Raw genomic sequence first — 26,691 nt, forward strand, 5'->3', positions numbered from 1 at the left:
GTTTCGGTCATCCTCGATCTTTCCCGCCAAGCCTCATACTCGGCGTGTCAGACCAAGACCCGGTCGGTCACGAAGATAGCGCAAAGTAAATGAGAAAGATCAGGTGAAAGAGCGGTGTGTCGGCAACGGGCGAAACGAGGTTCTGGATCACTTTTGGTGCAGGTCTGACGCGTCGACTTCCCCCACGCCATCCAGGCCGTGTAGATCGTGCGCCGCCGCCGGACTATCACGACCGGCAAGGTCACCCTCGAACGCGTCTACGGCGTCACCAGCCTGCGCCCCCACCAGGCCCCCCGGCGGATCTCGCCTCGTGGGTGCGCGGCCACTGGGGCATCAAGAACAAGGTCCACCACGTTCGCGACACCGCCTTTCGGGCTCTGTCTCACATGTGGTGGTAACGCGGCGTGTTCACAGTTGCGGTGCGTGATATCTGCAGGGCAGGGCCACTGAGGTCTGCGCCGGTGGAAGGCTGGACGGTACTCGGCCGTCCCTCGAAGAGCGGTCCGCCGACAGGCTCACTTCGGCCGGAGTCTGCACCTGACTGCTCTTCTCACCAGCCGTGATGTGGCAGATCCGGCCGCGGCCGCCTCGGCTGGACGATACGCCTGACCCGATCATCACACTGCGTTACCACCGCATGTGAGACAGAGCCGAACGTCTTACAGTCCCGGGCCTGCACCGTGTCCCGCAACCGCTCTGGCGGTGTGCATGGGTGGAGCACCCTGTCCGGGTCTGGCATCAGGGACGATGGGGGCATGGATCCATTGCTGCACCAACTACCTGCCGCTTTCTGGACCGTTCCGTACGTGGGCTCCCGGTTTCCGGGGGCGCCGGAGGTCGCTGACCTTCCCAGCCTGGAGGAAGGTGCCAACTGCCAGCTGTTCGCCCGCGAGGTGCTTCGGCACTTCAGCCTGGTTCCGCCTGGTCTGCGTTCGAGTGAACTGTGGGCCGATACGCAGGCCACAGTTCGTGTATCGGTTGCGCAGCCGCTTGACCTGGTGTTGTTCAACGCCACCGACGATGCTTATGGCGCCCACGTAGGAGTCTGGGTGAACGAGGGACGAGTGCTGCATCTATGTGCAGAGATAGGGCGCCCGGTGGTCTGGGAGATGACAGAGTTCGCGAAACGGCGCCGTTACCGGGTCTTGATCGGCATCAAGCGTGTGGTCAACAGGGCGCAGGACGCCGTCGGCTGAACTCGGCAGGACCGCGGGATCTGCCATGGCGTCCTGTTGGCCCCGACAGGCGGGGTGGGCTGCGGGATGTTTCGTAACGGCTGGCCACGGGTTGAGATGATCTTGTTGTGACTGGTGTGATCACGGCATCACAGCCGTCCTGGACAGGCCCGTTCACCGGGCTGAGTCCGCGCTGCTTCGGCAAGCTGGTGACCGCCCTGCGCCGCGAGGGAGCGGACACGGTCCGCCGAGGCCGGCCGCGGGGCCTACCCCTGGAGGACCGCGTCCTGCTGGTCGCGGCGTACTGGCGGACGAACTTGACACTGCGCCAGCTCGGGCCGCTGTTCGGAATCTCGAAGTCTGCGGCCGACCGCATCATCAACCGCCTCGCACCACACTGCTCGCCCTGCGGCCGCGCCGACGATTCCGCAAGGACACCGTGCTCATCGTGGACGGCACCTTGGTCCCCACACGTGACCACTCGGTGGCCGAGCAGTCGAAAAACTACCGGTACTCCACCAACCACCAGGTCGTCATCGACGCCGATACGCGACTGGTCGTCGTAGTTGGCCGGCCCTGCCCGGCAACCGCAACGACTGCAAGGCATGGGAGTTGTCCGGAGCGAAGGCAGCCGTCGGAAACACCACGGTGGTCGCTGACGGCGGCTACCGCGGCACCGGCCTGGTGATCCCTCACCGGCGTGAACGCGGCCAGGCCGAACTCCTGGCCTGGAAAGAGGAGCACAACCGCTCACACCGCAAGGTCCGTGCCCGAGTCGGGCACACCTTCGCCCGCGTGAAGAGCTGGAAGATCCTCCGCGACTGCCGCTTGAAGGGCGACGGCGTTCATCACGCCATGCTTGGCATCGCCCGCCTGCACAACCTCGCGCTCGCCGGATAACCCGGCCCAAGGTGGGCGTCCCCGATGCCGACCGTGTCAGTCAGTTGATCATTGCGGGACAGCCTTTAGATAGACCACACCTCGTAGGAGCCTGCTGCGGAATGCGAGTGCGCGCCCCCAACAGCCGGATACTGTGCCGGGCTATGGCAGGTGTGTCCTGGGCCGATGCCCTCAGCGCGGTCTCCGCGGTCGGCGGTGTCGTCACGGCGGTGATCGCACTGATGATCTCGCGTACGGCGAACGAGGCTGCCCACCAGTCCAATCGGGCCGCTGAGCGGGCGAACGCGACCGCCGACTCGATGGCGGAGGTCGAACGTGAGCGCTGGCACCACGAGATGACGCCGCAGTTCGACGTCACGATCACACGTTTCGGACCGGCCAGCGGTCGGGCGACTTTGCTGCTGACGTTCGAGGGGCCGCCTGCGCTGGAGCATCTCGACTCCGTCGAGATCGAGATCCGCGACGACGGCTATGTTCATGGCGTGAGTCTTGCTGGCATGGAGGAGCAGGAGATCGCCGAAACCATCTGGGGGCCCTACCGCTTCTGTCCGGGAATTAACAACACGACGAGCGACGGACGTCTGTCCCCCGGCGTTCCGTTGGAGCTGGGCGAGTGGATCAAGCGGGCGCTGGAGTATTCTCTTCCTCCTTCCTGGACCGACAGGACGTATTGGCGCGACCGGTATGACGGTGCGCCGGTCCGGCTGTGGGTGCGGTGCCGACGCGAGGGATACCAGCCGTGGACGCTCGCATACAGCGTCACCGTCGCTGACCCTCACTAGCTGTTCTGCCGCTGCACCGGTACGTGGCCCACGTGACGACCCGCCTGCCGTTATGTGACTGAGTGAGCGGGGGCTTGGGTGATGAGGTGGTCGAGGAAGCGCTGGGTGGTGGGGTCGGTGGCGTGGATACGGGTGGTGTGGGTACCGCGGGTGAGTAGGACGCGGTAGATGTTGAGGGCGTAGCGCAGATACTGCTGTGGGGGCAGGTCGCGGAGGGCTTCGTCGTGACTTTGGTCGGGGTGGGCTTTCCAGCGATCGTGGTCCCAGGTGAGGTCGGGGCCGATGATGACGCCGGCGTCCTGGTATTCGAGGCCTTGAGCGGTGTAGATACAGCCGATTTGCTGGTGGCCTCCGCTGTGGGTGGCCCACAGTTGGCTCCGCGGAGCGAGCGGGTTGCCGTTGGTGTCGATGAGGGTTTCGCGGGCGTTCCACGCGGCTTCCCACACGCGTGTCTGGCCGGTGGGGGAAGGAACGTCGATCTGGATATGGAGGGGGAGCGTGGGGGTGCGGGGGCGGTTGCGCGGCCAGGGCCAGCAGAACCCGGCGGTGGTACGCGCGCTGCGCCCGGCGGCGATAGCCCGATCGATCCGTTGCTGGAGGACGAAGGGGTCGTCGGCGAGGTCGAGGTCGTAGCTGGTATGTCCCGTCCAGGGGACAGGCGTGCCGTACAAGAGTGCGTCGACCCATGCGGTGTACGTGGCTGAGCCGGCGCAGCGGAATGATCCGGTGAGTTCCAGGTGGTGGTGCGTTCGGCCGAGGCGCTGGGCGGCCGTGCGGATCTCGTCGACCGTGGTGCCCTCGTCGGGCCGGATGATCTGACGTTCGTCGAGGAAGATGACGGCAAGTGGGACGTATTCCACCACCGCGGTCAAATCCGGCGGCAGCCCATCGGCGCCATTGCGTTTGATGCGTTGCGCCTCGTCGATGACGAGGGCACCTGCCTGCTGTGCGGTGCTGCGCAGGGCGCCAATGCCGGGGAACAGTTCGCGGGCTGCGCTATGGCCGCGCACGGCCTCCTGGAGGTGGGCGCGCAGGGTCCCCGAGGGTGTGATGAAGCGGGGATGCGTCGCGGGGTGGTCGCGCATGAGGCGGCCGAGCAGTCGCACGGCGAGGGCGGTCTTGCCGCTGCCCGGGCCGCCGCTCACGGTGATGATCGCACCGTCTCCCTTGCGCACCGGTTCTTCGCCGCGGGCAGGCAGATGGCGGGCGGCCACGGCGCGGATCCTTACGAACGCGTCCTGTTGGTCGCCCACCAGAGCGAAGGTGTTGGCGCCCTCCAACTCTGATCCGACATGGTTGAGCAGCCGACTGGAGGGCTCCCACCGGATGCCTTCGAAAGCAGCCACCTGTACGGCGTCCGGCGCACCCAGGCCCTCGCAGCGCAGCAGGCTGACCAGGTTTTGTGCTGGGGCGGACAGGTCAGCGCCGCTCAGGACCGGTATATCGGCGACCCGGGGAGCATCAGGACGGAGCGCGGCCGCCTCGTCTGCCGTGGCGTTGTGCAGCACTACCACTGCCCGCACTTCCAGTTCCGGTGCTTCGGCAGGCCGCCAGTGCGTGAAGAAACTCCGGTAGGCGGCGACCTGGAACACCGGATGGGTCGTCACCACTTGATCGCTGCGCATGACGCGCTCCGCGTCCAGGACGCGGCAGATCTGCCATTGCTTCAGTTCGACCACCACCAGGCCCAGCCCGCCGTCCGGGCCGGCACCGACCAGGAGAGCATCCAGCCGCCGGCTGCCGCCTGGCGTCCCGTACTCCAGGTACACCTGCAGATCCGACAGCCCCGCCCGCACCAACGCCTGGAGTAGCGGCGGCCAACTGTTGCGCCAGCTACGCTTCTCGGACTCACCCGGGACACCGAATCCGGCCGCTACGTACCGGGTCGCGCATGCTTGCAGGAACGACGGATCGCCGATGCGGGCGGCGATCTCGCCGACCCGGCCCGCTGCCGCACACGCCACCCTCCCCGCCCTCACGGCAGCTGCCGCTGCGCCTGGCGAGCGTCGCGGGGAAGGGACTGCGAGGTCGTCGGATGTGGCTGCGGCGGCCTGGTCGGACACGTGTTTCCCCCGGGGGTCCTGCGACAGTCCACAGTCCGTTGCGCACCGCTGTCCGGCCCGGCTGGCCTTTGGTCGTGGTGCTCGACCGGGCGAGCTGTCGGATTGTCAGTGGCCGTCTCTAGGCTGTGAGTTGTCGTCCTCTGCTGGAACCTGACCCGCGCAGACTACCAACTGAATCGTCTATCGACGACTCGATAACGGCATGCTTATGATGCCCTGCATGAAGAGTTCGACGTTCATCATGGTCCACGTGGGACAGAGCACCGAGTCCCAGCGCAACCTCGAGCACGGCATCGAGACGCTGTCCTGGGGCTTCCCGGACAACAAGCCCGAATACCACGACGCCCACCCCCAGTTCGCGCTCCTGGCCACCGGCGCCTCACCGCGAGTCCAGCTCGAAAACTGGCTGCAGGACACCGCCACGCTCTACCTCTTCCAGGTCCGCGGCGGCTTCTACGAAGGCAAGTCCTGGCACTGGCCCGACGAGGAAGCCGAACAGCGACTGAAGTACCCCCTGCGCTTTGGTATCGAGCCGCTGGCCAAGCTCGAGAACATCCCCCTGGGCCCCGAAGGCCCGCTCACCGAAGCCGGCAGCGACGCGATCCGCCGCTCAGGCACCGACCGCGGCATGGGCAAGCTCGTCCAGATGCCCGCCCAGCAACTCCTGGAACTCGCCCAGATTCCCTTCGACCCCAACGAGCCCGAAGACGTCCCTCTGGACAAGTCACCGGGTTTCACCGCCGAGCAGGTCGAGGGCAAGAAGAAGCCCCAGCGCCGCCGCCGCGGCGCCGGCTACATCTCCGACCCCAAGAAGCGAAAGGTCATTGAGGAGTACGCCGAAGAGATCGCCATCGCCTGCTATGCAGCGGACGGCTGGACGGTGGAGAAGCTGGGCAAGCCCTACGACCTGCGCTGCATCCGAGGCGCGGAGGAACGCCACGTGGAGGTCAAGGGCACCACGGGGGCTGCGACGAGCGTTGAACTGACGATCAACGAGGTTCTGCACGCCAGGGACAAGGCCAACACCGTCGACCTGTACGTCGTCAGCGACATCAAGGTCGACACCCGGACCGACCCCTACACCCCCAGCGAGGGCACCATCTCGCACTACACCAACTGGGAGCCAGCCGAAGAAGATCTCAGGCCCCGCAAATACGAATACAGACTCCCGAACCCGACGGACTGACCCTCACACTTGCCATCGCCACACCTGTCTCAGCGACGGCGAGTCGAATCCTGGACCGCTCGCCAGGCTTGTAGCAGGTCATGCCCGCCATCGATACCCGGCCCGAGCCTCAGCCTTGCATGCGGAGCACAGGGGAAGACAGCGGGTCGAGCTCGACGAAACCTGACGCGGGGGCCAGCTCCTCAAGGAAACCGCGGACTTGGCAGATCGATCGCCAGTGCTCCGTCGCCGCAACAACTGCTGCGCCATCTCTTGCGGCTACTCCTGCGCCTTCTCTTGCAACATCTCTTGCACGCCCCATCCCGGGAGCGTCAGCGTTCGGGCAGGTCACCCAGCATTTCGTTCCGTGGTCGGAGCGCTGACATCCCCTCTGCTGACCCTTTGCCTTGGCTGTTGGTGATGGGTGAGTAATTGGTGTGGGTGGGATGGGAAGCGGTCTCGAGGCTTTGGTTGTGCCGGTGCTGCGCACCCAAGGCTTCGGCGTAGTGGCGTGACGCCTGGTTCGTGACGATCTGCCAGCTCGGTGGTGCCCCTGGCACGTGGCAGGCACGGCTTCCAGATCATGGAGTTCTCTGCGCCCTGTGATCCATAGGATTGACCCTGAGGCGCGGCCAACGAGGAGGCATGGGTGGGCAATCTGGGGGGATACCAGACGATGACGACGCTGGCGAAGAAGGTGGGCGGCCCCGCGGCGCTGCTCGTCGTCACTGCCGTGAGCGGGTGGGCCATCGTCCGGGGTGCTGAAGCTGGCGGGAAGGGCGTATTCAGGGCCGCCAAGGCTGCGGCCAAGAAGCGGAACGCCCCGTGCTCGACGAAGGGCCAGGTCTTCGACGTCGTGTCCGACGGCGAGGACGGCAAGGGCCTCGTGCTCCGGGCAGGTGACCAGTATCGAGTCATGGACTGCGACGGGGAAGCGATCCTCCTTGAGGTGCTCGGTGGCACGAACAATCCCTACTTCACGTCAGCGCAGTTCCTGGCGTCGGTGTCGGGCTTTCCCACGGCAGAGAAGACCGATGACGAGTAGCTCGACTGCGGGTGTGGGCACTCGAGTCAGCGGCTGACCCGCGCATCGTAGAAGCCCCCGTGAGCGCAGCGCTCACGGGGGCTTCTACGACAGCGAAAGGACAAGTCGCACGCGAGCGGATCTTGGACGGACTCCTCAGCAGACTCGACGGAGAAGCCTCCTGACGAACATCAGTAACTGAAGGGAGCCGTGTTGCTGAGCCTGTCGAGGATGTGCGACCACGCAGCCTCCCCCAGGAGCGCGTCAGCTCCGGGTGTGCCTCCGTACAGGAAGTGCGGGGAGGCTGGTGCCGGGCTCTCGCCGGGAAAGCGTGGTCGGTGGCCGGCATCATGACGGGTGATCAGATGCGCAGTGGTCCCGGCTGAGCGTCGGCGTTCTGCCAGTTGTTCGGCGAAGCGGAGAGAGGGCCACATCGCGTCGTCGCCGCCGGCAACGAGCACCAGATCGGCCCGGGCTCTGTCGACGGGGATCTCTGCCCGAGGGAGCAGGTGAGCGAAGCTCTGCTCGCTGAGTTCGTACCATCCGCGGATGGCGACCGGACCGCTTCCCGGGTTGACGGGGGTCCAGGAATCATCCATTGGAACAAAAGGCAGTGGCTGCCCCTGCCAAGTCCACGAAGAGCGATACGGGCGCTGTTCCCCATCGAAGCCCGGGCCCACATTGCACCAGACTCTCGAGGTGGGTGAGACCGCGATGACAACGTCCACGCGCGGGTCGTGCACGGACGTGAGCAGAGCTGCTTCAGCTCCCTTGGAGACGCCGAGGATGCCGATGCGCCGGGCCCCGCTTGTGGTGAGAAAGTCGACCGCGGTGGTGAAGGTCTCCAAGGAGATCTCGCAAATTCCCGGGGACTGTCCTGGTCCGCCGAACCATCGGATGGACAGAGCAGTGATGCCCTGTTGGGCGAGGATGCGTGCTCTCTCGCGTTCGATGCGTCCGCTGGAACCGGCAGGACCAGAACGCCGACGTCACTGCCGTGAGCGGGCGTGACAAGAAGGCCTTCCCAGGGATGGTTCAGCTCGTGCTCAGCAACGTCCACGTGTTCCCCCAGCTCGACGCGTCGCGGTCAAAGAACGTCTGGGCAGCTTCTCAGACACAACCGGAGGCTTGACTTCGAGACCCGCATATAGAGGCGTCCCGCGGCGCCTGGTCCCGGACAACTTGAAGACCGGGGTGGACAAGCCGGACCTCTACGACCCGCAGATCAACAAGTCGTACGCCGAACTCATCTCCTACTACGGGACATTGGTAGATCCTGCCCGCGCGTCGAAGCCGAAAGACAAGCCCAGAGTGGAGTGGCCCATGCCCTATGTCCGCGACTCGTTCTGGAGCGGGCGCCAGTTCACCTCGCTCGAACACATGCAGGCCGAGGCCCTGCTCTGGGCAACGGATGTCGCAGGCCAGCGGCAGTGCCGGCCGCTGGCCTGCGCGAAGCCGTTGTCGGTCTTCGAGGCGGTGGAGGCCAAGGCACTCCTGCCACTGCCCGAGATGCCGTTCGTGCTGGCGAGATGGTCAACTGCCTTGGTGGGGGCGGATATTCACGTCAAGGTCGGACGATGGTGTCGTACGGCGGGCGTAGGGGCTGAAGTGCGCCGGGGGGTGGTCGATGGGAAGGTCGGGGAGCCAGGCGGCGAGGATCTGGGCGCTGCACTCGAACAGCCCGTCGGGCAGGTCATCGAGCGGCCACCAGGCCCAGTCGCCGACGCTCTCGTCGGGCTGGGTGGCGGGTTCGCCCTGCCAGGCGGTGACGAGGGCTCCCACTGTGACGCGTACGACGTCGCCGACGTGATCGACGAGGGTGCCCAGGAGGGTGACGTCCTCCGGACGTGCGGACAGGCCGGTCTCCTCGGCCAGTTCGCGCACGACCGTCTGTTCAAAGGGTTCACCGGCCTCGACGGATCCGCCGGGCAGCTCAAGAGTGCCGCGATGGTGGCGGCCCAGGAGCAGACCGCGCTCGCCGTAGACGATGGCGCCCACCCCGATCGCCGCGTGCGGGACGGGCGGGCGACGACTGCGGGGACGGCTGGTGATCTGTGCGGGCAGGACGGTCCTGCGGCGGGCCTGGATGAGCTGGCAGATCACGGGGTTGTCCGGCTCGGGCGCATGGAGCTGGGTGATCGCCTCCACGGTGAATCCGTAGTCCGTCAGAAGGTCTTCCCACACCTGCGCGGTCAGCACCCAGGTCTGCAGCGGAAGCGGCTCCATTCCCTTGAGACCGACTGTCTCCTGGCGCGGGGCCACGGTGGCGGAGGGACCATGGCCGTGCCAGTTGGTGTGCAGCGCGGAGAAGACGAGCGGGGCGCCGGGGAGCAGCCCGTCGCGCAGCGCGGGCAGTGCGATGTGTGGGTCGATTCCGGCGAGGGTGCAGATGCCGTACGCGGCATCGTACGGCTGAGCCTGCTGAAGGTGCTCGATCACGTCCGCGTGCAGGAACCGGACGCCGGGCACGTCGCCGAAGTGTCCGGTGGCGCGTCGATGCTGGGTGGGTGAGAGTTCGACCGCGTCGACGAGTGCACCGTGGGTCCGGGCGAGGTGGACGGCGTAGTGGCCTGCTCCGGATCCGATGTCCAGGATCCGGCGTCCGGTGAGCGGGCCGAGGACGTCGTCGCCCGGTCCGACACCGTCCCAGAAGCCCCATCGCAGCTGGTCAGGTACGGGCGGCATGTAGGACCGGTCGAGCTGGAACTGGCCGTAGGCGGTCCAGGTCTCCGGGTTGGGCGACTGTTCGAGGGACATGAGAACTCCAAGGGGGAAGGGCAAGGTCAGGCGGGTCCGGTGACGAGGTACTGCGGGCCGCTACCGGCGCGGGCGCGTACGACGGCCTCCAGGCGGGTGAACGCCGCCTTGCCCATCAGGCGTTGCCACTCGTCGAGGTCGTGGATCGCCCAGAGGTCGTGCTCGGCCGGGTCGAGGCGAATCTGCCGTAGTTGTTCAGTGGTGAGGGTGCCGCCGTCGAAGATGAAGCCGATCTTGCCCATGGGCTGGTAGGGCCCGGGGTGGAGGTAGTGCGTGAGCAGGAGACGGGGCTGGTCCTGGCCGAGTTGGAGCCCGGTCTCCTCGGCCGTTTCACGGCGCGCGGTCTCCAGGGGATCCTCGCCGGCGTCTGTGTTCCCGCCCGGAAACTGCCAGAATCGGCCGCCGTACACCGAACGCAGCTGGACCGGCCGGTCGTACTCGTCACGGACGTACAGGCAGCCGTACACCGTGTGATGGGGAACGGTCTGCGCGTACTGCGCGGGGGTCATCGGCATGGGGCGGCCGGGCCGGGCAGGACGGTGGTCGAACTCGAACGCGAGGACGCCGAGCGCCTCCTTGGCCGGTGGGTAGATCCCCCGGAGGCCGGCCAACAGATCGTCGGGCGGCCCGTCCGGGTCGATGCGGGCGGGGTCCTTTCCACTGAGCAGGTCCTCGAACGAGGCGTACGAGGTGATCCGTTTCACGATGATGTCGAGTTCCCGGCCGCTGTCCCGGTCGTGGAAGACGATGGTGTCGCTGGCCTTGACGGCCGCCTTCTCCCGAGTGGCGACGCGGACCTCGATCGTCTTGCGGCCCGACTCCACCTGCTTGTAGTAGCGCCCGAGCAGGCGGAAATGATGCCGGTGCGGTGTTGCGTGCGCAGTTGGCCCGGTACTTCGGGCGCCGGTCGGGGTGCCCTGTGTTTCGACGGTGGGGGAACACTCTTGGGGGGTTTCTTCGGTGTGGCACGGTTCGCGCAGGATCACGAAGGCCATGTCCTCGGTGTCGTGGCGCATCGTGCTTGCCCAGCCGGTCTGCACCTCGGTGAGTTCGTTCTCGTCGAGCGCGATGCGACGCCGATCGGCCGGCGTTCCGTCGGCGCGCGGCGTGATGATCACGATGGTGCCGCCGGGCCGCAGCCTTCGGCCAAGAGCCTGCAGGGTGCGTTCTCGGGATGTGAGGAACGGAACGACGAACCGGAGGGTGATGAGGTCGTAGCCATCGGCGGACAGGGGTGCCCCGTTGTCGTTCTCGATGTCGAGGCAGAGCCATCGGACGGCGGTGGCATGTCGGTCGGCGGCCTCTGCCACAGCGGCTTTGGACCAGTCCACAGCGTCCACGCTGTAGCCAAGGGTGCTGAGGTGGGCTGCGAGTTCGCCGACTCCGCACCCGATGTCGAGGGCCCGGCCATCGGATGGGCACGGCGTGTGGGTGGCCAGCAGTAACCGTTCGCAGTCCCTGAGCCGGCGATAGCGGCGGCCTTCGGCGTAACTGCGGTCCCATTCCTCCTGCGTGGCGAACATGCGCACGGCACGTCCTTCCTTGAAACGACAGCCTTCACGGGGGCGGTGGATGGATGGCCGTCAGGTCCAGCCCATGGGGGTGTACAGGGCGCCGCGTGAGATGGCCTCCAAGGCGACGCGCGTGTACTCGACGGTGGGATCGGGCAGGGCGTTCAGCGGCCAGAAACGCCATTCGGTGCAGCACTCCGGTTCGCGGACGACGGGCTCGCCCTCCCAGCGGGAAGGCGAGAAGAAGAATTGGACCCGGGGGATCATGCTTCCGGGGTCGAGCAGGTCGAGGACGTGGACGAGCGACAAGTCGCCCTCGGCGATGCGCAGTCCAGTCTCTTCCTCCGCTTCCCGGACCATGCAGGTGAGGGCGGACTCCGTTTCCTCGCGGTGACCGGCAGGCAGGTGCCAGGTCGACGGGGCGAAGGCGCTGTCCGGGTGGCGTCTACCCAACAGGACGGCGCCGTCGCGGATGAGGACGAGGTGGGCGCCGATGATGCTGCGGCTGCGGTGGTCGCGCGGCTCGCGGACTTCCACCACAGGAAGCGTCGCGTCCTGGCGCTCACTGGGCTGGTCCGCTTGGTGGTGGGCGCGCAGGACCGCGGCGGCGCCGGGGTCCATGGCCATCTCGTCGATTTCCTCGATGCGGGTCCAGCGAAGCTGGATGCCCTCGCGGAGTTCGATCTCGTGCGCGGGGGTGTTCAGCGTGCCGTGGTAGACGCGCACCCGGTTGTTGAAGGTGCCGTCCGCGTTGCGGGTGTCGAGCGTGACGAAACCGGTCAGGTCGGGGATGACGCGACCGATCTCCTCGTCGAGTTCCCGGGTGATGGCTTCATCGCAGGTCTCGCCCTTCTCGGTGTTGCCGCCGAGCAGGGCCCAGTGTCCGGGGCGCCAGATCGGTTTGTTCGCCGAGCGAAGGTGGAGCAGGTAGCGGCCGTCGTCGTCGGTGAGCAGGGCCGCGGTGCCGGGAATCGTCGGCCAGTCGATCGCGACGCGTGTGTGCTTTTTGACGAACACGTGCGCAGCGCCGGTCGCGGGCGCGGGGCTGCTGTCGTCCACAGGGTGGATGGTGATGCGCGGGCAGAGGGCGGCGCGGTGGTTGCGCTGCCAGTGCTGGACCTGTTCGACCATTTCCTTTGCAGCCAGGTGGCCGTGGGGACCGTAGCCGTGGACCACGAACTCGTACAGGCCGTTGCCGTCGTCTCCGTCGGAGAGGCGCTCGGTGGCCAGCCGCGCGAGGGAGGTTCCGCGGACGATCGCGGCGCCGGGCCAGTGTTGGGGCGGCGGGTTCAGGACCCCGTTGTCGCCGTCGGGGTCGATCGACAGGCGGCAGAAGCCGGGCAGGGCGCCGGCCAGGTAGAGGGCCAGGGCGTCGAAGGGTTCCTGGCCGCCGACGGTGACGTGGGTGTGCGCCACGCTCGGTTCGAGGGTGAAGGCGGGGGCGAGCTGGTCGACCGGCATGGGGGTGCCGTCCTCCCAGGACAGGTGGATGCCGGTGCCGGGGACGGTGCGCCGGTTCGGGTCCCAGGCACCGTCGCCCTGCATGGCGACGAAGCCGCAGACGACGAGCGGCTCGTCGCTGTGCAGAACCCCGTCGCGCTTGGTGAAGCCGATGGACCAGTGGTATCCGTGCAGACGGAGCGGCGCGACGAGGCGTCCGCCCTCGGTGAGAGCGTCGATCCAGGGCAGGTCCCAGGTGTCGACGGTGACCAGGATGGCGTCGAAGCCGCCGTCCGGCACGATGCCGACGGGCAGGTGCTCGGCGTCCGCGGTGACCACCTGGACGCGGTCGTATCCGGTCTGGGTGAGGAAGCTGGTGGCGCGGTCGGTGACGACCGGGTCGATGTCCAGGGTGGTGACTGTGCCAGCCGGGCCGACGAGTTCTGCGACGAGGGCGGCGTTGTAGCCGCCGGAGCCGATCTCCAGGACGCGGTGGCCGGGCCGGATGCGGGCGGCTTCGAGCATGTCGGCCTGCAGCCAGGGCGCGGAGATGGAGCTGATGGTGCTGCCGTCGTCGCTGTGGCGAGTGGCGACGATGTCGTTGGCGTATGCCTTCTGGACCGGTACTTCGGGGGCGAACGCGTGCCTGGGCACGGTGCGCAGGGCCTCGTCGACCGCGGGGGTTCGGATGTGGCCGGATTCGGCGAGCTGGTCGGCGAGCTGGTGGCGCAGGGCACTGGCTTCGTCGAGGTCGGTGGTCGGGGGTGTCGTCACGGCGGGCCTTTCGGTCGAGCGGGTCATGCGGGGTCCGGGACGCTGGGTGCGGCGGGGGTCGAGATGCTGGCCGTGGTGGGGCGTACTGGGCGGCCTGCGCGTCGAACATGGCGGCGTACCGGCCGCGTTGGGCGATGAGTTCGTCGTGCGTGCCGTGTTCGGCGAGGTGTCCCGCATTAACACCGTGTCCTACATGGTCAGTTTGAGGAAGCGTTTGTAGCAGCAGATGGCGGCGGCGAGACCAAGGAAGGCCAGGTAGTTGTGGGGATGGCGCTCGTAACGGGGGGACAGGCGGCGGTATCCGGTGAGCCAGGAGATCGTGCGCTCGATGACCCACCGCCGGCGGCCCAGGCGTTCGCTTGAGTCGATTCCCTTGCGCGCGATGCGGACACCAATATGCTGGCTGTGTAGCCATTTCCGCAGGTCAGGGATGTCGTAGGCCTTGTCGGCGTGGAGTCGCTCGGGCTTGGAATGCTCGCTGTGGGATTCGTGTCCTACGTGGAAATGGGCGACCATCGGCTTCAGCCCGAGGCTGTCGTGAGTGTTCCCTGCAGAGAGGCCGACGCGTAGAGGCAGTCCGTTCGCGTCGGACAGGATGTGCATCTTGGAACCCGGCTTGCCCCGGTCCACGGGAGACGGACCTGCAAGTTCGCCCCTTTTTAGCGCGGACATGAGCGGAGTCCAGTACCGCCCGGGACAGGTCGACCAGCCCCTGGCCGACGAGCAGCTCGAGCACCTTCTGGTGCAGCCGTCCCCAGACGCCGGCTCGCGACCAGATCAGGAACCGGCGGTGCACTGTCGACTTCGACGCCCCAAAACACGGAGGCAAGGCCCGCCGGGCACAGCCACTGACCAGGACATAGATCATCGCCGCGAACACCGCCTCATCATCGATGTCGGCCATCCCGCCGCCCTGCGGACGCACGCGTGCCGACGGCAGCAACGGCTCCGCGATCTCCCACAATCCGTCCGGCACGATCCATCCCCACCGTCCACTCCCCATGACCCCGCCAACGACCAACTGACCATGTAGGACACGGTGTTAGGCCCCGCAAATACGAGTACCGACTCCCGGACCCGACGGACTGACCCTCACGCTCACCGTCGCCACACCTGCCTCGGCAACGGCGAGTTCCGCATCTCTGGTTAGCGGCGCGGACGTACGTCTGCCCCGGTGGTTTTCGTAGTTGTGTCTTTCTGCGTCTGGCCGGCGTCTGGGGCGCCCATGAAGACGGCCGTGGCTGCCTTCCCGTTCATGGCAAAGAAGAGCAGGAAGAACACGGACAGACCTACGAGCAGTCCGATGGAGTACCAGCCGAACGTGTCTCCCTGCTGTGGGTCAAACAGGCCAGTCACAGCCCCGCCGCCGACAGCGGTAACCACCGTAGCCAGGTCGGAGACAGCCGATCTTTCGGCGCGGACCAGAGTGCGATAGGTGATGTAGCCGATTGCGATGCCGAAGCAGCAGGCACCGACGGACATGACAGTCTGTGAGCTGCCCATAGCTACTCCTGACTGGTCTTCGGCGGCCGCAGGGTGAGATTGGCGAGACAGTAGGCGGTGTACGCCAGGCCCATGACGTTTCCCCGACGCAGCATGGCCCAGCGGGTCCCGTGTAGGGCCTCTCCGATGGAGGCGCCGCTCAGCAGTCGGGTGAGCAGTTCCTCCACCGTCCAACCGGCCACGCCCTGCTCGAGCGTCACCTCGGTGCCTAGAACGCCAGATGCGCCTGCCCATGTCGTGAAGGCGGGCACGAAGCTGTTCAGTGTTCCGCTGGTGGTTTCGGCGGTGTGACAGCCATTGAGGATGACCAAGGGGCGGCGCCGCGGCCAGTGAGGGTCATCCCACTTTGCTCTCGCCCACGTGGTGATGTCCAACGGCTGCATCCTGACCTCTCCTAGGTCGAGGTAGCGGTCAGCGGCGGCCGTATCACTGCGCACGTCGTAACCGCAGTGACAGTAGAAGTAGACGATGTCCATGGCTTCCGGCCCGAGTGCACCAGCCACTTTCGTACCTGTGGCGATGGAGAGGCCACAGGTGGGCGGACCGGCGCGCAACCGGTCCAAGTGGGCAGTGGTGAGGCGCTTGTTCAGCGACCCGCCGACTGCGGCCAGGACCGCGACTTCCTTCGGGTCCCTCAAGACCGTCGTCTCTAGATCACGGTGAACTGTCGGGGGCTGTTCCACGATGCACGACAAACCCCAAAACCCGTATGGACACAGCACGTCGCCTTGATCCTTGTGTTGGTCCTCCCAGGGGCAGACCGGTGGAATGTGGGTGACCGTGCTTTCGGGGCCGTACGCGCGCACTGCTGGGCACGGCTGGTAGCGATCAATATCGCTCCCGACGGGTAGGTCGTACACCATCGACCAGAGCATGGCGTGTTCGTCGAATCGATCGTCGACGATCTGCAGTACCGGCGGGCGATCACGCAAGCGTGCTTCATGGCGGAGGAGGGGCGGCAGTGAGAATGCGGCAGTGTGGTCACCGCTTGGTGAGTTGAACAGTCCGGAATACAATTCGGCGCCTTCGCGAGCCAAACGACGCAGATCCCTCTCGTAGGCCGCATTCGTCTTGCTGAACGTGCTGTCGTAGAGGGAGCGCAAGTGGCCGTCGCGCACCTCAATGTGGCTGTTGAAGAGGGCCTCGCGGGCGTTGAGAGCGGATGTGTCTGCGGCGCCAGCGCTGATTGCGAACGGGTTGTCCAGGAAGCCTACGCCGTTGACTACCACCCGCTGCGATGTCGACGACACCAGTAGGGACGCCGTGCGGCGCGTCAGTTTGCCCAGGTCGTTGAACGTTGTGCTCAGGCGCCCGACGACCGAAGCATTCGGCGCCGCTCCCGACTCTGCGACCGGCAACTCCAACTCGATTGCGACGACAGCGGCGGCCTCGTAGTAGATGACTAGTTCGCCCCGGACGGTGGCCGGTTGCTCTGGAGTCTTGACCGCAAAGCGGACCCACCTTCGCCTTGCGCACTCCCGGCCGTGTCCAGAGCCAGGCTCACAGGCACAACAGAAGCTCTCTCCAGTTGGCGGTAGGAAGAGGGGGACGGTTACGGATTCCTGCATTCCGTCCAGCAACAGTGCCGCGTGCAACCACACGCCCCCCTCAGGCACCAACTCCTCAGGCCAAGCTGCCTCCTGCTCCCGCAGGAGGCTCGCATTAAGGCGTAGGCCAATGTTCAACAAGACCTCGTAGTCCGTTGAAACGGCCAGCTCGCGTACCGCTCCTTCCTCGCCCGGACGGGAGACAAATACGTTGACAAACCGTGCTTCCTCACGAGGTTGTATGCCCTCGCCATGCAACACGGGGCGTCTGTATTTACCGGAAATGACCGGACCGGACGGGGGTGCCGGTGGGTGGTGAGTGCTCCGGTCGGTCTGGTCCGGGCGTGGGGCGGTAACTGGTTCCGGGGTCTCAGGGAAGGTTAGTGTTCTGTGGTACTCGAATGACTGTTTTGCCCACTCCTTCACTTTGGGGCGGGTCAGAATGGCCATGATCTCGTCGCTGACGTCCATGCCGTCGCGGGCTTGCGCGAGCAGGTCCTTGAGTTCGTTGTCGTATGTGCCGGCTTCGTCGCCGACGAGTTCAGGTAGGTGGCGCCTGATTATGCGGGCGACATCGATAATGTTCTGGTCCATCACGAGCCTCCTGTCGTGTGGCGGTCTGTTCAGGCGCACGCATGCACCTAGGTCCACCGGGAGGGGGTATCTCGACAGTTGAGGGTTTGCGAAGGTCTTGTCCGTCGCGAACGGCTCGCACGGCGTGTTGGAGGCATGCGTCGTCGCCATGATCACACCGGCCATACAAGGTCATCTCGTCTGCAGTCAGCAGTTGCAAGACAACACTCCAGTGGAAGTGTATCTACCTTTGGATCAAATCCGCACTAGATGATCTGTCAACAAATAAATGTGATCAGGTGTGGGCTTGACTGGAAGAGTTGAAGGCTGCGGCGCACACTGGTAGTAGGCCCGATGAGCAACAGGTAGAAACGTTCATTGGAGTGGTCATGCAGCCAACATGCATCATCTGCAGGGAACCTACGGACACGCTTCTCTGTCTTCGGGGCGGTGGCAAGTGGCTGACCGGCGTCCTGATGGCACTAGGGGTTCCGCCCGGTGAAGCGAAATATATGATCGGTAACCTCCTTGAGTGTGAACCAAGCGAGGTTTTCAACCATCAAGAGTATGAAGATTTGCCCCTGCTTGCCTGCCCGAGTTGCGTAGAAAAGTCTGGCAAATTTCCGCCTCCTGAACCCGCAGGAACACCCAACCCGACGGTCCTCGTTCAGCCCAGCGACTGGTACTAACCCATCGCATCTCTCAACTGTGATCGGTGACTCACACACCCCGGTGGGTGAACCTGTCGATGGAGTCAGCCGCCACGAAACCATCCGAGGGCGCTGTGCTATGCGAACGGGGTGCGCGAACAGCCTTGTTCCCCTACGCGTCCTCCCTGCGCGAACTAGGTAGGCCCCCTTGCTGGGGGAATCCTCCTGTGGAGTCCTCGTTCTACACCGTCATGCCGCGCCCGCGACTCGACAACAAGGTTGCAACATCCCCTTGGCTGCTCAGAATTCAGAAAAGCTCTGACCGAGTTCGCGAGAAGCCCATTTTCGGTCGCGGAACTTGCATAGATGCAACGAGCGCTCCCCGGATCCGCGACTGCCGCCACAGTGGCTCTGAAGCTGCAGATGACAAGGTAAGAAGTGATGGGGTGAAGGGCGCATGACGCGGGAGAGTTTGCTAGTTGCCGTGATGGAAAGGTTGAGAGATTTTCACGCAACGAGAGATCCGCAAGCCGTCCTTGAACCTGGGGCCCTGGCGGAGGCCGACGCCTTGTTGGACAGCCGTACCGATCCGGTGTCCGACTGGGAAGCCTTGTGCGCGGTCGGACTCCTGCATTGGGACCGGTACCTCGCCCTTCCGGAAGGCCAAGGCCCCGAGGAACTGGAGCAGGCTTTTGAGCTTCTCAGTCCGGTCTACCGGACGGTCCCAGAGGGTGTTCCCGGGCAGATCAAAGAGCGGCTCAACGAGGTGACTGCCTGGCATAACCGTGCCGTTGACCTGCTGGATGAGGCCGATACCCAAGACCGACATGCAATCGAGGAGGCTATAAGCCTGCTGCGGTGCGCGGTGCAGCACACAGCAACCATTGATCCCCGTCGGGCGGGGTATCTGTCAACTCTGTGTAGCGCGTTGGTGGACTTGCACGCCAACACGGGGGATCTGACCGTGCTTGCGGAGGCCGTACGAGTGGGCTGGGAGGCAGTTGCGGCAGGCAAAGAAACCGAAGCAGACAATGCGACACTGGCCCGCTACCTGTCCCACTACGGTCAAACGCTCCACGTGTGGCACGAGCGCACGGACGACGTGAAGGCGCTTGAGGCAGCCATCTCCACACTGCGCGAAGCGGTCAGGAAAAGCTCCCCTGAGGAGCGCTCCGGCTTTGGATTCGCCCTGGGTAGCGCGCTGCAGGCCTGGCACGAGCGAATGGAGGATCCAGAAGCGCTGAAGGAAGCCATCGACCTGGGCCGAAAAGCACTGGCCGAGACTGCGCCCGGTCACCCCCTCCGGTGGTCCTCGTTGGGCAGTCTCGCCGGCGGCCTGCTGCTCTGGTACAAGCGCACGGGGGACCCCGCCACGCTCGAGGAGGCAGTGGGGTTCTACCGGGATGCCGTCAAGGAGACTCCACTCGGGCACAAAGGGCGTGGGGCCAACTTGGCCGCCCTCGGAATCACCTTGCGCGTTCGATACGACGCGACAGGCGACCTCACCACGCTTGACGATGCCATCGACGCCCTGCGCGAAGCCGTCGCCGTGACACCCCTCGGCGCCCCTCTCAAGCCGGGATTCCTGACGGGCCTCAGCAATGCTTTGAGAGTGCGCTACGAGCGGATACCGGACGAGGCAACGATTGAGGAAGCGCTACGCGCGAGCCGGGAGGCGGTCGCCGAAGTTTCGCTTGGCGATTCTCGACGAGCCGGCATCTTGGCCAACCTGGGCGGCACGCTGATAACCCAGCACGAACAGACTGGCGCCTTGGGTCCCCTCACCGAGGCGATCACCGTGTTGAAGCAGGCTATGGAAGAAAGTCCGGAAGACAGCCCGAATCTAGGCATCGTTTTGTCCGGTCTGGGGCTCGCGCTGCAAGCCCGCTATGAGTGCACGGGAGACGTGTCCGCCTTGGAGGAAGCGGTCCAAGTTTCCCGGGAAGCGGTGGAAGCGGCCCCCGCAAAACCCCCACACCCTGACCGTGCGAAGCTCCTGGTGAACCTCGGTAGCGTGTTGAACGCCCAACAGCGGCAAGCAGGCCCCGGGAGCCATGCCGCAGGCGAGGAAGCTGCAACGGTGTTGCGAGAAGCGGCGGGTGTGACCGCTGCGCCGCCCAGCATCCGCCTAGGCGCTGCTCGTGACTGGGGCCGTCTCGAGGCTGCAGCCGGGCACTGGGAAGAAGCGGCCGAAGGGCTGGCGATGGCCGTCGGCTTGTTGCCACGTGTGGCCGCACGCCATCTGCAGCGAAGCGACCAAGAGCATCAACTGACCCGTTTCCCGGGGCTTGCCTCCGATGCCGCGGCCGCTGCCCTGCAGTGCGACAAGGTAGACCAAGCCGTGGAACTGCTGGAGCAGGGGCGCGGAATTCTGCTTTCCCAGGCGCTGGAGTCGCGCAGTGACCTCACCGAACTACACGATTGCGACTCTGGTCTGGCCGCAGAGTTTGACCAGCTTCGCGGAGCACTGGACGACGACCTCTACACTGCATCAATCAGAACTGATGATCTCGGATCGGTTCCGAAAGGCGTAGCGGATCGGCGCTATGAGCTGGCTCGTCAGTGGGACCTCCTGATCCAAAAGATTCGCAACAGGCCAGAACCTGAGCTGCAACGCTTCTTGCTGGCCCCGGGCCTGGATGAACTGCTCCCTGCCGCCCTGGAAGGTTCGATCATCACCGTCAACGTCAGCGCGTATCGCTCTGACGCCATCATTCTCACCCCCCAGGGGGTGCAGGTCGTGCCGCTGCCCGACCTCACCCCCGAAGCGGTAGTCGAACAAGTGCAGAAGTTTCTTACTGCGGTCGAGACTGCCCGGCAGAAGCACAAGGACGCAACAGAGCGCGTGGAGAGCACGCTTGGCTGGATGTGGGACGCACTTGCCGAGCCGGTACTTACGCACCTTGGCCTGACCGCGCCGCACGAGCCTACGCAGGCTTGGCCGCGGATCTGGTGGTCGCCGACTGGGCTGCTCAACTTCCTGCCCCTTCACGCGGCCGGCCACCACGATCTCCTGACGCAGACCGCGCCGCCCACGGTGCTGGACCGGGCGATCTCCTCCTACACATCAACCGTGGACGCCTTGCAGAAAGTCCGGCGGAAGGAAGATCACGACCAGGAACTGGAAACTGATCGCACCTGGTCCGTGGAGCAACGTGACCACACAACCCGTCAACTCGTCGTGGCCATGCCTCACACCCCCGGGCAAAGCGACCTCCCGGGAGCAGAAGTGGAGGCACAGATCATCACCCACCGATTCCCCAAAGCTGAGTTCCTGCTAGCGGCAAAAGCGACGCACGATCGCGTCCTTGCAGCACTCCGGAACTGCTCATGGGCGCACTTCGCCTGCCATGCGTACAGCGATATGACGAGCCCTTCGAACAGCCACCTGCTCCTCCACGGCGCTCCCTTGACCATCGTCGACATCTCACGGCTCCAGGCCGACGACGCTGCACTCGCCTTCCTGTCCGCCTGTAGCACCTTCCGAGGCGGAGCAGCGATCCCGGACGAGGCGGTCCACCTGGCCACCGCGTTCCAACTTGCGGGTTATCAGCACGTCGTCGCCACGATGTGGCCGGTGCTGGATAAGACGTCGGCCTGGGTAGCTAACAAGATCTACGCCGAACTGGACGCCACCGACACCCTGGAACCGGATGCTGGAGAAGCCGCTTTTGCCGTGCACGCCGCGGTCTGCGAGCTTCGCGCAAACGCCCCAGGCGACCCTCTGCGGTGGGCTCCCTACATCCACGCTGGCCCCTGATCCTGCGACGCCCGCCGACCACGTTGGGCGAAACGACAGCAGCCACGGGCGGCCGACCCTCTGTAACTCGGACGCCAAGCTCAAGACAACAAATACGGTTGGAGGCACAATCTGCACGAAACGGCATAGAACGGTTCAACAAGATCTCTCTACCGGCAAGTCCATATCTGTTGTGGTGCACGAAGCACTCAGATGGTCGGGAAGGTGAGTTGCATAATGAGTGTCATCGACGGTTGCTGCGCATGTGGCAATTCCACTGACACGGCTCTCGGATTTGAGGGCGAGGATTATTTCATCGTAGCGAACCTGCAGACGTTGAAAACACCGATCGAACGGGCGCTCCACATAGCTGCCGAGCATGCGGCTAGCGGCCATAAAGCACTCGTAGTCCTCGTCTGCAGGGAATGCGCGGAAAAAGCTAGCTTCCCGGAACCGGTTCGACTAACCGGTAATCTCAACACAAATATACCCACTGCATCCCAATATCCCCGAGCTTGAAGCCATTGTCGTCTGATGGTTCGGCAGGTACACGGGCCAGGGCTTCGGTGTAGTCACATGATGTCCGGTTCATGATCATTCGAGGCCGAGGAGTGCGAGGGGTCGGCAGGGGTCGCGGGTGTTGCGGCGGAGGCCAGCCGCGATGTTCTTCACTCCGGCCGTACGGAGGGCTCCCATGGTGAGGTTGCGCAGGTGGCCATCGCGCGGGGAGCGTTTCCGGTCCGCAGATGGGAGGAGTCCTCGGCGAAGGTGGTGCCGCGGACATGGTGCAGTGCAGGGCTTCGATCTTCCAGTGGCCGCGAACGAGTTCGGTGAGCTGGGCCGAGGTGGCCTGCTCGGCGATGAGGCTGGTGACGGCGTAGACCGGCCGGTGGATCTCCGAGCAGCCGTGGCCGATGCGCCGGGTGTGCCCCTGAAGCGGGATGTCCTTCCAGGGAAGGGACTTGAGCTGTCGGCGCAGCTTCTTCTGGCTGCCCTTGACGATCACGATGTAGTGGGCGCCCTGGCGGAGATCCCGGTGGCTGACAGTCCCTTTTCGTGTCAGTCCCCGTTGAGGTTGTACGGTTCAGCGGTCCCAGCACCAGCCACAGATACTCAGTTCGGGGTCGGTGGTGAGGTGCCTGCAATTTTCGCAGGCGGTGATGTCGTTCTTGCCGTACTCGGTGATGCAGACGAGGCAGAGCCAGGCCGCGTCGATAGGTGGCATCTTCAGCTCTGATTGCCTGCTCACGTCTTCCGCAATCCTGAGAGCGGTTGCCTTGTCGCCGTGATCTAGGGCATCTGCGATGGTGGCCGTGACGTCCTCGCGCTGTTCGGCAGTCAGCAGTCGGTGAAGCGCTGGCAGGGTCTGGAGATTGAGCACGCCTTCGCACCAACACTCTGGGCACGTCCACAGGGCGGTGTATCCGCCCTTGGGGTAGTCACGGGAGATCGCGGAGGAGTATTCCGGGCTCAGCCCCGGAATAGCTTTGCCGCCTGCTATGACAGCATCCAGTGCCTGCTGGTAGGTCTCCTGGGCGATGTGCGCCCGGATACGGGCGATGCGCTGCTGCTTGCTCTTTGCCATGACGATCTCTTTCAGACACGTCGCCGACCTCGCCGTGCCGGAGGTGAAAGACCGACATGATGAGTGCGCTGTTGCCACTGAAGCGGAGCTTCTTCTGCCCAGCGTCCATCGGATGGTCGGAATCCAGACGCCCGTACAGGCACGGGCCTTGGGAGCCCACACGCACTATATCAACTGGCCCTTGCCGCCCCTGTTATCTCCTTGCTTGGTGGGTCCCATGCTCTGCCTGACCGACGCCGTGACCTGCTGTGGGCTCTGGTCTGGCTCCAGTGGTGCCATCAGCATCCCGATCGACGGCTCATGGCTCGAAAGCCGGACCGCTATCTGCTTCTTCGTTTGTCACCGTTTCCGTCCCGGTGCCCGGTGATATTTCGGTCGCGGTACCACGTTCGAGTTCACGCCCGCGGCGGAGGCGGTGCTGCGCCCGCTGTTTGACGGCTGCATCCTGGACCCTGGCCACGCTCGCCGACACGGCCAGCCTTGCTCTGGAGGACGTCGTCGGCAGCGGAGGTCGCCTTTGGGCACCTACCGGTGCCGGGCGATCCCGTAGGCGGCCGTTCGCGCGGCCGCGACTGTCCCCGTCGTCCTGGAAGTTTCCCCGGACACGATCAGCGAGTTCAAGCTGATCACCTTCGAGTCGAACTTCGACGAACTCGCGATCCGCCTCCGCGAAGAGGCCATCAAGCGATTCGCGATCGGTCTGGGGGATATCAACCATTGGGGCTTGTGGGGTCTCACGGCCGAAGCGATCCGCCTCGCGATCGAACTGCGGCTCGCGACCATGTGCCGCGCCCTCACGCAGCAGTGGCTGCGCCCGTTCCTCCAGGCCGAGGGCGTCGAGGACTGGCACCGATACCTCATCTGGTACGACTCCAGCCCGCTGCGGGTGCGCGCCAACCGCTCCGAGACCGCCCTCCAGGTGTACGACCGCGGTGTCATCTCCGACGGCGCCCTCCGCCGCGAGACCGGCTTCGACGACGACGTGCCCAGCGAGACCGAGACCAACTCGAAGGCCGACAAGGAAGCCGAGCAGGAGGAGCAAGCGCAGCAGGACGAGGAGCAGGACACCGGCGCGGAACCCACCGGCACCGACCTGCCGGTTGACGAGACGCAGGAGACCCCCGACCCGCTGCCCGCGTCCGCCGCGCAGAACACGGCGCTCCTGGCCGCCGTTGACGGGCTGATCTGGACCGCGCTGTCCCTCGCGGGCAAGAAGCTCGCCGGCACCCCGGCCTGCCCTCGCTCCGAACGCGGTCGCATCCACCGCACCGTGCCCGCCGAGATCCACACGCAGGTCGGCGTGGACGAGACCCTGGTGGACCAGTACCGGCTCCTGGAAGCCAGACGGATCGGGGCACGACCTCCGCGGTGTGCCCGAGGCCGTCAGGTTATGGTCCTGGACGGCGGCCCGCATGCCGACGGCGTTGGGCCGCGGCGCCGCGCGGCTTGTTACGGGAGCGGGCGCAGCAGGCAGTCGTACAGCGGCGCGTCATCCCATGGATGAGATGTGCCGACCAGTTCGTAGCCCCACGAGAGGTACGCGGTGCGCGCGGCCGCGGCCGCGGCCTCCGGCTCGGGCCGTACGGTCAGCGTGACCCGCTCGGCGGTCACCCCGTCCAGGAGTTGGCCGTGGAGGACCGCCGAGATCCCTCGACGGCGCCACGGCTTGCGGACGGCCATCTCGATGACGACGAACGTGCGCCGACTCCGTCCTCGCGCGTGACCTCGTCGGGGAGCTGCACGTCCTGGAGGTTGGCCCACCAGCGGGTGTCTGGGGCGAGGTAGTAGCCGTACGTGAAGCCGACCACCTCGTCGCCCTCGCGGGCCAGGACGAGGCGCATCCCCGGGCGGCGGGCCTGTACGGCGTAGTGCTCGATGAACTCGGCGACGTCGCGCGGACTCTCCAGGTACGGGGGCTCGGCGTAGATCTCCTCGTAGGCGGGCGCGAACTCGTCGAGCTGGTCGGCGGCGTCCGCGCCGTCGTACCGGCTGTAGGTGATCTCGGGCATCAGGTGGGGTGGACTGTAGGTACGTAGATAACCCGCCGGAGCTACCGCCACCCATGGACGGCAGTCGGGCTCGCACGCCATCACTCTGAGCTCTCCAGTACGCATCCGTATGAGCAACAGAGAGGCATGCCTTCTCACCGAAGGTGCAGGTGATCAAGCCCTGGCACCGCGGCACCCGCAACAATCGCGGCACTCGCGGAGCTGCTCGGCAATCCCTATAAGGATGATCACTGGTCGTACACTCATTCGCATGTTCTACGACCTCGAAGGCATCGCGCAGTGGGACGGGCATATCGGCCGGGCCATTCTTCCTTCGGATGAAGTGGCACAGCGGGATGAACTGGCCAATGCCACCCGCGACGGTAACTGGCAGCGCGTCTTCGCCGTCTTGAGTCCCAGGGACAAGCGCAGTTGGGTCAACGCCGTGCGTCCGGGTGGAAAGAGACGGTACGCGCCGCTCCACCAGGCCGCGTGGCATGGAGTTTCCACCGACATTGCGCAACGCCTCCTCGAGTACGGGGCGTGGCGCACCTTGCGGAACAGCGCCGGAGAGCGGCCTGTCGATGTTGCAGCTAGACGCGGGCACCACTACCTCGCGCGGGTCTTGGAGCCCGAGGTCAAGCACCACGTTCCCGGCGACGTCCTCGCCGGTTTGCAGCGAAACCTGTTCGCCCTGGTCACCAGGTACGACAAGAGCGCCTCACGTGATCTGCGCCTGCCCGATCTTGAGGTTCTCACCGAACTCGACCCACCCGCGTACTGGATCCGGATAAGCGGCGGCATCTTCGTCATCGCGCTCCGCGGTTGCGAACTGAACGTCGAGGCCAAAGGCAAGATGGACTACGGTTCGTCGCCGGTATTTCGCATCACTACCGACTGCGTCTACGAGCCGTCGGGCGAACCGTGGACAGTGCCCACCCCGGTCGCCGTGACGATGGCTGACCTCTTCGATCCTGAGCCGGAACGGTGGGGTCTGCGTGGCGACCCCTACCTCTGGCGGGCCCTTCGTGCTCACCTGTCTGATGCTGACGTCGCGACATCGGTCGACGAAGTGGTCAGCCGTCTGCAGGCAGCGTTCAGTGAGCTCGTTGGCCTGGACCTCGCCGGGGATCGGCAGTCCTCCGTGTACCGGGCGGAATACGCCCACGGAGGCATGTCCAGCGGAATGATTAGTCTCGACACGTGGCGAGAGCGCTTGATGCCCTTGCTCGCGGAGCGAGCAGCGAATGGTACGCGTTGAGCGACTTGATCGGACCAGCGCGATCGTTGCGGCGTGCGCCGGGTACGAAACTGGGTTGGACGCGCTGATCGCCGGGGTTGAGAGTTCCTCCCTCGTCCTTCGACCAGGTGTTGGAGGACTGGTGCTTGCGGAGTTCGTCGCGGTTGGGTGTGAAGTCGTAGCCCTCGTTGCCAAGCAGGGCTTCGAGGCGTTGACGAGGACGGCCGAGACGGGCGGGATGCGGTCGACCAGGGCGAGTGTCCGGATGACGTCGT

General features: G+C 65.5%; 17 protein-coding genes and 3 pseudogenes. 9 read left to right on the top strand and 11 right to left on the bottom strand.

Annotated features, from left to right (window positions below; all coding sequences use genetic code 11):
- Nucleotides 1–755 precede the first annotated feature (755 nt).
- The 3 genes and pseudogenes from OG780_RS42915 (at nt 756) to OG780_RS42925 (ending at nt 2,857) form a co-directional block, all read left to right on the top strand.
- Nucleotides 756–1,196, top strand: coding sequence for a hydrolase (locus tag OG780_RS42915; protein ID WP_328457652.1), 441 nt, complete (start codon nt 756–758; stop codon nt 1,194–1,196).
- 107 nt (nt 1,197–1,303) lie between these two features.
- Nucleotides 1,304–2,075: pseudogene (locus OG780_RS42920) on the top strand (transposase).
- 143 nt (nt 2,076–2,218) lie between these two features.
- Complete coding sequence (locus OG780_RS42925) at nt 2,219–2,857, top strand: hypothetical protein (protein WP_328457654.1); 639 nt, start codon at nt 2,219–2,221, stop codon at nt 2,855–2,857.
- Nucleotides 2,858–2,907: 50 nt separating this feature from the next.
- On the opposite strand, the gene OG780_RS42930 is transcribed toward OG780_RS42925, so the two are convergent.
- Nucleotides 2,908–4,821, bottom strand: a complete 1,914-nt coding sequence (locus OG780_RS42930) for a DNA/RNA helicase domain-containing protein (RefSeq protein ID WP_328457656.1) — start codon at nt 4,819–4,821, stop codon at nt 2,908–2,910.
- Between the two features lie 319 nt (nt 4,822–5,140).
- Here OG780_RS42930 and OG780_RS42935 point away from each other — a divergent pair, with 319 nt between their 5' ends.
- A complete protein-coding gene (locus tag OG780_RS42935; protein WP_328457658.1) occupies nt 5,141–6,106 on the top strand; it encodes a protein NO VEIN domain-containing protein in 966 nt (321 codons plus the stop codon).
- A 28-nt stretch (nt 6,107–6,134) separates the two neighbouring features.
- Here the strand turns inward: OG780_RS42935 and OG780_RS44815 are convergent.
- A pseudogene (locus tag OG780_RS44815) lies at nt 6,135–6,242 on the bottom strand (IS630 family transposase); the annotation flags it as partial.
- A 492-nt stretch (nt 6,243–6,734) separates the two neighbouring features.
- Between OG780_RS44815 and OG780_RS42940 the strand changes: the two are divergent.
- A complete protein-coding gene (locus OG780_RS42940) occupies nt 6,735–7,130 on the top strand; it encodes a hypothetical protein (protein WP_328457660.1) in 396 nt (131 codons plus the stop codon).
- Between the two features lie 170 nt (nt 7,131–7,300).
- On the opposite strand, the gene OG780_RS42945 is transcribed toward OG780_RS42940, so the two are convergent.
- A complete protein-coding gene (locus tag OG780_RS42945) occupies nt 7,301–7,957 on the bottom strand; it encodes an acyl-CoA thioester hydrolase/BAAT C-terminal domain-containing protein (RefSeq protein WP_328457662.1) in 657 nt (218 codons plus the stop codon).
- Between the two features lie 298 nt (nt 7,958–8,255).
- Here OG780_RS42945 and OG780_RS42950 point away from each other — a divergent pair.
- A pseudogene (locus OG780_RS42950) lies at nt 8,256–8,762 on the top strand (hypothetical protein); the annotation flags it as partial.
- Here the strand turns inward: OG780_RS42950 and OG780_RS42955 are convergent.
- From OG780_RS42955 to OG780_RS42980, 6 genes are all read right to left on the bottom strand, one after another.
- Nucleotides 8,643–9,866: a bifunctional class I SAM-dependent methyltransferase/NUDIX hydrolase gene (locus tag OG780_RS42955; protein ID WP_328457664.1), complete on the bottom strand. Its 1,224-nt coding sequence runs from the start codon at nt 9,864–9,866 to the stop codon at nt 8,643–8,645. The pseudogene OG780_RS42950 and the gene OG780_RS42955 sit on opposite strands and share 120 nt — an antisense overlap.
- A gap of 26 nt (nt 9,867–9,892) precedes the next feature.
- Nucleotides 9,893–11,389 carry a methyltransferase domain-containing protein gene (locus OG780_RS42960; protein ID WP_328457666.1) on the bottom strand — a complete coding sequence of 499 codons (1,497 nt, stop codon included), beginning with the start codon at nt 11,387–11,389 and terminating at the stop codon, nt 9,893–9,895.
- Nucleotides 11,390–11,449: 60 nt separating this feature from the next.
- Nucleotides 11,450–13,618, bottom strand: coding sequence for a methyltransferase, FxLD system (gene fxlM, locus OG780_RS42965; protein ID WP_328457668.1), 2,169 nt, complete (start codon nt 13,616–13,618; stop codon nt 11,450–11,452).
- 162 nt (nt 13,619–13,780) lie between these two features.
- Nucleotides 13,781–14,594, bottom strand: a protein-coding gene (locus OG780_RS42970; RefSeq protein WP_328457670.1) for an IS5 family transposase whose coding sequence is annotated in 2 segments (ribosomal slippage) — nt 13,781–14,246 and nt 14,245–14,594 — 816 coding nt in all. Because the reading frame shifts where the segments join, the coding sequence is not laid out codon by codon here.
- Between the two features lie 143 nt (nt 14,595–14,737).
- A complete protein-coding gene (locus OG780_RS42975) occupies nt 14,738–15,094 on the bottom strand; it encodes a hypothetical protein (protein WP_328457672.1) in 357 nt (118 codons plus the stop codon).
- 2 nt (nt 15,095–15,096) lie between these two features.
- The gene (locus OG780_RS42980) at nt 15,097–17,235 is read right to left on the bottom strand and encodes a CHAT domain-containing protein (protein WP_328457674.1); all 2,139 of its coding nucleotides are present in this window, start codon (nt 17,233–17,235) and stop codon (nt 15,097–15,099) included.
- Nucleotides 17,236–18,321: 1,086 nt separating this feature from the next.
- Between OG780_RS42980 and OG780_RS42985 the strand changes: the two genes are divergently transcribed.
- Nucleotides 18,322–21,624 (top strand): CHAT domain-containing protein, encoded by a 3,303-nt coding sequence (locus OG780_RS42985; RefSeq protein ID WP_328457676.1) that lies wholly within the window; start codon nt 18,322–18,324, stop codon nt 21,622–21,624.
- 1,063 nt (nt 21,625–22,687) lie between these two features.
- Here the strand turns inward: OG780_RS42985 and OG780_RS42990 are convergent.
- Nucleotides 22,688–23,188, bottom strand: coding sequence for a hypothetical protein (locus OG780_RS42990; RefSeq protein ID WP_328457678.1), 501 nt, complete (start codon nt 23,186–23,188; stop codon nt 22,688–22,690).
- A 724-nt stretch (nt 23,189–23,912) separates the two neighbouring features.
- Between OG780_RS42990 and OG780_RS42995 the strand changes: the two genes are divergently transcribed.
- On the top strand, nt 23,913–24,692 hold the full coding sequence (locus tag OG780_RS42995; protein WP_328457680.1) for a hypothetical protein: 780 nt from the start codon (nt 23,913–23,915) through the stop codon (nt 24,690–24,692).
- A gap of 103 nt (nt 24,693–24,795) precedes the next feature.
- Here the strand turns inward: OG780_RS42995 and OG780_RS43000 are convergent, their stop codons facing one another.
- On the bottom strand, nt 24,796–25,197 hold the full coding sequence (locus OG780_RS43000; RefSeq protein ID WP_328457682.1) for a GNAT family N-acetyltransferase: 402 nt from the start codon (nt 25,195–25,197) through the stop codon (nt 24,796–24,798).
- A gap of 250 nt (nt 25,198–25,447) precedes the next feature.
- On the opposite strand from OG780_RS43000, the gene OG780_RS43005 reads away from it, so the two are divergent.
- Nucleotides 25,448–26,437, top strand: coding sequence for an ankyrin repeat domain-containing protein (locus OG780_RS43005; RefSeq protein WP_328457684.1), 990 nt, complete (start codon nt 25,448–25,450; stop codon nt 26,435–26,437).
- Nucleotides 26,438–26,691 lie beyond the last annotated feature (254 nt).

This window comes from Streptomyces sp. NBC_00386 (assembly GCF_036063235.1).
GTDB lineage: Bacteria > Actinomycetota > Actinomycetes > Streptomycetales > Streptomycetaceae > Streptomyces.